Source organism: Aeromicrobium sp. (assembly GCF_025965075.1).
Classification (GTDB): domain Bacteria; phylum Actinomycetota; class Actinomycetes; order Propionibacteriales; family Nocardioidaceae; genus Aeromicrobium.
In genome coordinates this window covers 1-6008 of the sequence record NZ_JAOPXQ010000170.1, presented here as the reverse complement: position 1 = coordinate 6008, position 6008 = coordinate 1, and the positions used below count along the sequence as shown (strand labels likewise).

General features: G+C 69.5%; 4 protein-coding genes and 1 tRNA gene. 3 read left to right on the top strand and 2 right to left on the bottom strand.

Annotated elements, in window-relative coordinates; genetic code table 11:
• The 3 genes from JWQ91_RS10490 to pyk form a co-directional block, all read left to right on the top strand.
• Positions 1 to 2232 (top strand): glutamate synthase-related protein (locus JWQ91_RS10490; RefSeq protein WP_297783368.1); only part of this gene is annotated, 2232 nt, incomplete at its 5' end.
• A complete protein-coding gene (locus JWQ91_RS10485; RefSeq protein ID WP_297783365.1) occupies positions 2225 to 3691 on the top strand; it encodes a glutamate synthase subunit beta in 1467 nt (488 codons plus the stop codon). The genes JWQ91_RS10490 and JWQ91_RS10485, both read left to right, overlap by 8 nt.
• 79 nt (positions 3692 to 3770) lie before the next feature.
• Complete coding sequence (gene pyk / locus JWQ91_RS10480) at positions 3771 to 5231, top strand: pyruvate kinase (protein ID WP_297783362.1); 1461 nt, start codon at positions 3771 to 3773, stop codon at positions 5229 to 5231.
• A 1-nt stretch (position 5232) separates the two neighbouring features.
• Here the strand turns inward: pyk and JWQ91_RS10475 are convergent, their stop codons facing one another.
• Both JWQ91_RS10475 and JWQ91_RS10470 read right to left on the bottom strand, forming a co-directional pair.
• Positions 5233 to 5523 (bottom strand): hypothetical protein, encoded by a 291-nt coding sequence (locus tag JWQ91_RS10475; RefSeq protein WP_297783359.1) that lies wholly within the window; start codon positions 5521 to 5523, stop codon positions 5233 to 5235.
• 341 nt (positions 5524 to 5864) lie between these two features.
• Positions 5865 to 5947: transfer RNA gene (locus tag JWQ91_RS10470), tRNA-Leu, on the bottom strand.
• Between the last annotated feature and the right edge of the window lie 61 nt (positions 5948 to 6008).

The window sequence follows — 6008 nt, the reverse complement described above, 5'->3', positions numbered from 1 at the left end:
CTCGCCGAGGAGGTCCGCTCGCGGCACGAGAAGGCGTACCCGACCCGCGGCATCGCCGGGCCCCGTCGCCAGCTCGACTCCGGCGGCGAGTACCAGTGGCGGCGTGAGGGTCCCGAGCACCTCTTCGACCCCGAGACGGTCTTCCGCCTGCAGCACTCCACGCGGACCGGCTCGTACGAGATCTTCAAGCAGTACACCTCGCGGGTCGACGACCAGTCCGAGCGGCTCATGACGCTGCGTGGCCTGTTCAACCTCCGGGAGGGCGTCCGCCCGGCCGTCCCGCTCGAGGAGGTCGAGCCGGTCTCCGAGATCGTCAAGCGTTTCTCGACCGGTGCGATGTCGTACGGCTCGATCAGCCAGGAGGCGCACGAGACCCTCGCGATCGCGATGAACCGTCTCGGCGGCAAGTCCAACACCGGCGAGGGTGGCGAGGACCCCGAGCGTCTGTACGACCCGGAGCGCCGCTCGTCGATCAAGCAGGTCGCGTCGGGCCGCTTCGGCGTCACGTCGGAGTACCTCACGAACTCCGACGACATCCAGATCAAGATGGCGCAGGGCGCCAAGCCCGGCGAGGGTGGCCAGCTGCCCGGGCCCAAGGTCTATCCGTGGGTCGCCAAGACGCGGCACTCGACGCCCGGCGTCGGGCCGATCTCGCCGCCGCCGCACCACGACATCGACTCGATCGAGGACCTCAAGCAGCGCATCCACGACCTCAAGAACGCCAACCCGTCGGCCCGCGTGCACGTCAAGCTCGTGTCCGAGGTCGGCGTCGGCACGGTCGCGGCGGGCGTCTCGAAGGCCAAGGCCGACGTCGTCCTGATCTCGGGCCACGACGGTGGTACGGGCGCGTCCCCGTTGACGTCGCTCAAGCACGCCGGTGGTCCGTGGGAGCTCGGTCTCGCCGAGACCCAGCAGACCCTGCTGCTCAACGGGCTGCGCGACCGGATCGTCGTGCAGGCCGACGGCCAGCTCAAGACCGGCCGTGACGTCATCATCGCGGCGCTGCTCGGCGCCGAGGAGTTCGGCTTCGCGACGGCCCCGCTGGTCGTCAGCGGCTGCATCATGATGCGGGTCTGCCACCTCGACACCTGCCCCGTGGGCGTCGCGACGCAGAACAAGGCGCTGCGCGAGAAGTACTCCGGCAAGGCCGAGTACGTCGTCAACTTCTTCACCTACATCGCGCAGGAGGTGCGCGAGCACCTCGCCCGCCTGGGCTTCCGGTCGATCCAGGAGGCCGTCGGTCACGCCGAGATCATCGACGTCGACACCGCGGTCCGGCACTGGAAGGCCGACGGTCTCGACCTGACACCGATCCTGCACGTGCCCGAGCTCCCCGAGGGCGCGTCGCTGCACAACACGACGACACAGGACCACAGCCTCGACAAGGCGCTCGACAATGAGCTCATCGCGCTGAGCGCCGACGCGCTCGAGAATGGTGAGCCGGTCCGCGCGCAGCTCGAGATCCGCAACGTCAACCGCACCGTCGGCACGATGCTGGGCCACGAGGTCACGAAGCGCTACCGCGGCGAGGGCCTGCCGGAGAACACGATCGACCTGACGTTCCTCGGCTCGGCCGGCCAGTCGTTCGGCGCGTTCGTGCCCAAGGGCATCACGCTGCGGCTCGAGGGCGACGGCAACGACTACGTCGGCAAGGGCCTGTCGGGTGGCCGGATCGTGGTCCGGCCGCCGCGCGAGTCGCAGTTCACCGCCGAGGCGCAGATCCTCGCCGGCAACGTCATCGGCTTCGGTGCGACCAGCGGCGAGATCTTCCTGCGCGGCAAGGTCGGCGAACGCTTCTGCGTCCGCAACTCCGGCGTCAGCGCCGTCGTCGAGGGCGTGGGCGACCACCCCCTGGAGTACATGACCGGCGGCACCGTCGTGATCCTCGGCAAGACCGGACGCAACGTCGCGGCCGGCATGAGCGGGGGAGCGGCGTACATCCTCGACCTGGACGAGAGCCTGGTCAACATGGGCATGGTCGAGACCCGACCCGTCCCGGAGGGTGCTGCAGCGGCGACGCTGCACGACCTGGTCCGCAAGCACCACGAAGAAACCGGCTCCGCCGTCGCCGAGCAGCTGCTCGGCCACTGGGAGCAGTCGCTCGCCCGCTTCACCGAGATCATGCCGGTCAACTACCGGCTGGTGCTCGAGGCGCGCGACGCCGCCGAGGCCGAGGGCCTGTCCGAAGAAGACACCACAGCACGCATGATGGAGGTGGCCGCACGTGGCTGATCCCAGAGGTTTCATCAACACGCCCCGCCAGGTCGCCGAGCGGCGCCCGGTGGAGGAGCGGGTCAACGACTGGAACGAGGTCTACCCCGGTGGGCCCGGCCGGGCGCTCCTGCCGATCATCACCGAGCAGGCCGGACGCTGCATGGACTGCGGCATCCCGTTCTGCCACTCGGGCTGCCCCCTGGGCAACCTGATCCCGGAGTGGAACGACCTGGTCTGGCGCAAGGACTGGGACGAGGCCCTCGACCGGCTGCACGCGACCAACAACTTCCCGGAGTTCACCGGGCGGCTGTGCCCGGCGCCGTGCGAGACGGCGTGCGTCGTCGGCATCAACCGTGATGCAGTGACGATCAAGAACGTCGAGGTCTCGATCATCGACAAGGCGTGGGACGACCGCCAGGTCAGGCCCGAGCCGCCGGAGTGGCTGACCGGCAAGACCGTCGCCGTCGTGGGCTCCGGCCCGGCCGGCCTCGCCGTCGCCCAGCAGCTGACCCGCGCGGGTCACACCGTCGCGGTCTACGAGCGTGACGACAAGCCCGGTGGCCTGCTTCGCTACGGCATCCCCGAGTTCAAGATGGAGAAGATCCAGGTCGATCGCCGCATCGACCAGATGGAGCGCGAGGGGACGGTCTTCCGTACCGGCGTCCGGGTCGGCGAGACCCTGACCGGCTCGCAGCTCCGCGATCGCTACGACGCGGTCGTTCTGGCGATCGGCTCGACGATCCGCCGTGAGCTGCCGGCCCCGGGCCGCGAGCTCGGTGGCATCCACCAGGCCATGGAGTTCCTGCCCCAGGCCAACCGGGTCGCCCTCGGCGAGGAGGTCGCGGACCAGATCGTCGCGACCGACAAGGACGTCGTCATCATCGGCGGCGGCGACACCGGCGCGGACTGCCTCGGCACCTCGGTGCGCCAGGGCGCCCGGTCGATCACGCAGCTCGAGATCATGCCCAACCCCGGCGAGGACCGTCCCGGCCACCAGCCGTGGCCGACCTACCCGATGATCTACCGGGTCTCCTCGGCGCACGAGGAGGCCGGTGACCGGGTCTACTCGGTGTCGACCAAGGAGTTCCTCGGCGACGAGGACGGTCACGTCCGTGGCCTGCGCCTGGTCGAGGTCGAGTTCATCGACGGCAAGCTCACCGAGATCGAGGGCACCGAGAAGGACATCCCCGCGCAGCTCGTGCTGTTCGCGATGGGCTTCACGGGTCCCGAGACCGAGGGCCTGGTCGACCAGCTCGGCGTCGAGCTCGACGAGCGCGGCAACGTCAAGCGGGACAAGCGCTACATGTCCAGCGTCGACGGCGTGTTCGTCGCGGGCGACGCGGGACGCGGGCAGTCGCTGATCGTGTGGGCCATCGCGGAGGGACGCTCGGCAGCCGCCGGCGTCGACGCGTACCTGTCCGGCACGACCAACCTGCCGGCCCCGATCCCGCCGAACGCGCGCCCGTTGACGGTCTGACGGTGCGGCCCGAGGAATTTGTTGTGCGAAACCACATAAGTGACTCGCCGGTACGGCGACGAGTGGCTAGGCTCAAGAGGTGAGAAGAGCCAAGATCGTCTGCACCCTCGGGCCCGCTGTCGGCAACGCACGCAAGATCGAGCAGCTCGTCGAGGCCGGCATGGACGTCGCCCGACTCAACATGAGTCACGGCGAGCAGGCCGACCACCAGCAGAACTTCGAGTGGGTGCGCGCGGCCGCCGACAAGAGTGGCAAGGCCATCGCGGTCCTCGCGGACCTGCAGGGCCCCAAGATCCGGCTCGGGCGCTTCGCCGCCGGACCGGTCGAGCTCAACGCGGGCTCGCAGTTCACGATCACGACCGACGACATCCTCGGCGACGCGACGCGGTGCTCGACGACGTACAAGGGACTGCCGGGCGACGTCAATCCCGGTGACGAGATCCTGATCGACGACGGACGCATGCGTCTGCGCGCGACCGCGGTCTCGGCCACGGACGTGACCTGCACGATCGAGACCAGCGGTCCGGTCAGCAACAACAAGGGCATCAACCTGCCCGGCGTCATGGTCAGTGTGCCGGCGATGAGCGAGAAGGACATCGACGACCTGCGGTTCGCGCTGCGGCTCGGTGTCGACTTCATCGCGCTGTCGTTCGTGCGGTCCGCCGACGACTACAAGGACGTCCACAAGATCATGGTCGAGGAGGGCATCCACCGCCCCGTCATCGCCAAGATCGAGAAGCCGCAGGCGGTCGAGAACCTCGACGGCATCATGGACGCCTTCGACGGCGTCATGGTGGCGCGCGGCGACCTCGGCGTCGAGCTGCCGCTCGAGGACGTCCCGATCGTGCAGAAGCTCATCGTGGAGAAGGCGCGGCGCAACGCCAAGCCCGTCATCGTCGCGACCCAGATGCTCGAGTCGATGATCTCGGCGCCCCGGCCGACGCGCGCCGAGGCGTCCGACGTCGCCAACGCCGTCCTCGACGGTGCCGACGCCGTGATGCTGTCGGGCGAGACCAGCGTGGGGGAGTACCCCATCCACACGGTCCACACGATGGCCCGCATCATCGAGTCGACCGAGGACCACGGTCTGCCCCGCATGGCCGCGTTCACCTGGCGCGCGCGGACCAAGAGCGGCATCATCTGCCGCGCCGCGTCGGAGGTCGCCGAGGCCGTCGACGCGCGCTTCGTCGTGGCGTTCACGACGACGGGCGACTCGGCCCGCCGCATGACCCGCTACCGCTCGCGGGTGCCCGTCATCGCGTTCACGCCCGACCCTCTGGTGCGGCGTCAGCTCGCGATGAGCTGGGGCATCGAGACGTTCACGGTCCCCGAGGTCAAGCACACCGACGACATGGTGCTGCAGGTCGACAAGGCGCTGCTGGAGATCGAGCGCTGCAGCGAGGGCCAGCAGGTCGTCATCGTCGCCGGCGCCCCTCCGGGCATCCCCGGCTCGACCAACGCCCTGCGCATCCACAACATGGGCGACGCGATCAACGGGGTCACCCCGGCGTACGCCAGCCCGGGCACCGACCCCTCGTAGGTCACGCGGCCGGGTCGGTGTGCCGACCCTTGCGGGATAGGCGGCGGCGCTTCTTCGCCGGTGGTGGCGCAGGACGTTCCACGCCGTCGGGCAGGTCCTCCGGCGCGGTCAGGTGCCAGTCGCCGTAGTGCACGATCTCGACCCCCAGCAGGGGATCGCTGATCCAGTCCCGGGTCGCCGGCTCCCAGAAGGACGCGACGCCATGGCCGTTGACCCGGGCGACCTCGGGGTCGTCTCCGGGCAGGACGAAGTACCGGTAGTGGGTGCTGCGGGATCCCCGGGTCGATCGCATGCTGCTCCTGCGGTCATCCCCTCCTGCGGGCAAGTCTGGGGGATGGGAGCCCAGAGTGGGGCGAATTGGCTGGGATTCGGCGTGAAGAGTTTGTCTCGGGGGGCTGGCCGTGCGGAGGTGGCCCTCGGCTCATCGCGGGGGGCTGGTTGCCGAGTCTGCTCTGGCGTGCCGACGAGTCGGCACGGCTCCGGCCGCGGGCGGTGTTCGCGGCTCATCGCGGGGGGCTGGGTGCCGAGTCTGCTCTGGCGTGCCGACGAGTCGGCACGGCTCCGGCCGCGGACGGCCTCCGGTGCTTTCACACCTGCGAGAGAGGCCGACGCTACGTCGGTGTGGGTTACCCGTGCCGAGTGCGGGACTCGAACCCGCACGCCCTTTCGGACAACGGTTTTTGAGACCGTCGCGTCTACCATTCCGCCAACTCGGCTCACGCCGTATAACCTTCTCACGTGACCGCCGCCAGCCCCGCTCCGGCTCCACGGGTCGTA

Bases quoted from the DNA above. Each gene is read 5' to 3' on its own strand.
- JWQ91_RS10475 (WP_297783359.1), bottom strand. From the start codon at position 5,523: ATGCGATCGACCCGGGGATCCCGCAGCACCCACTACCGGTACTTCGTC.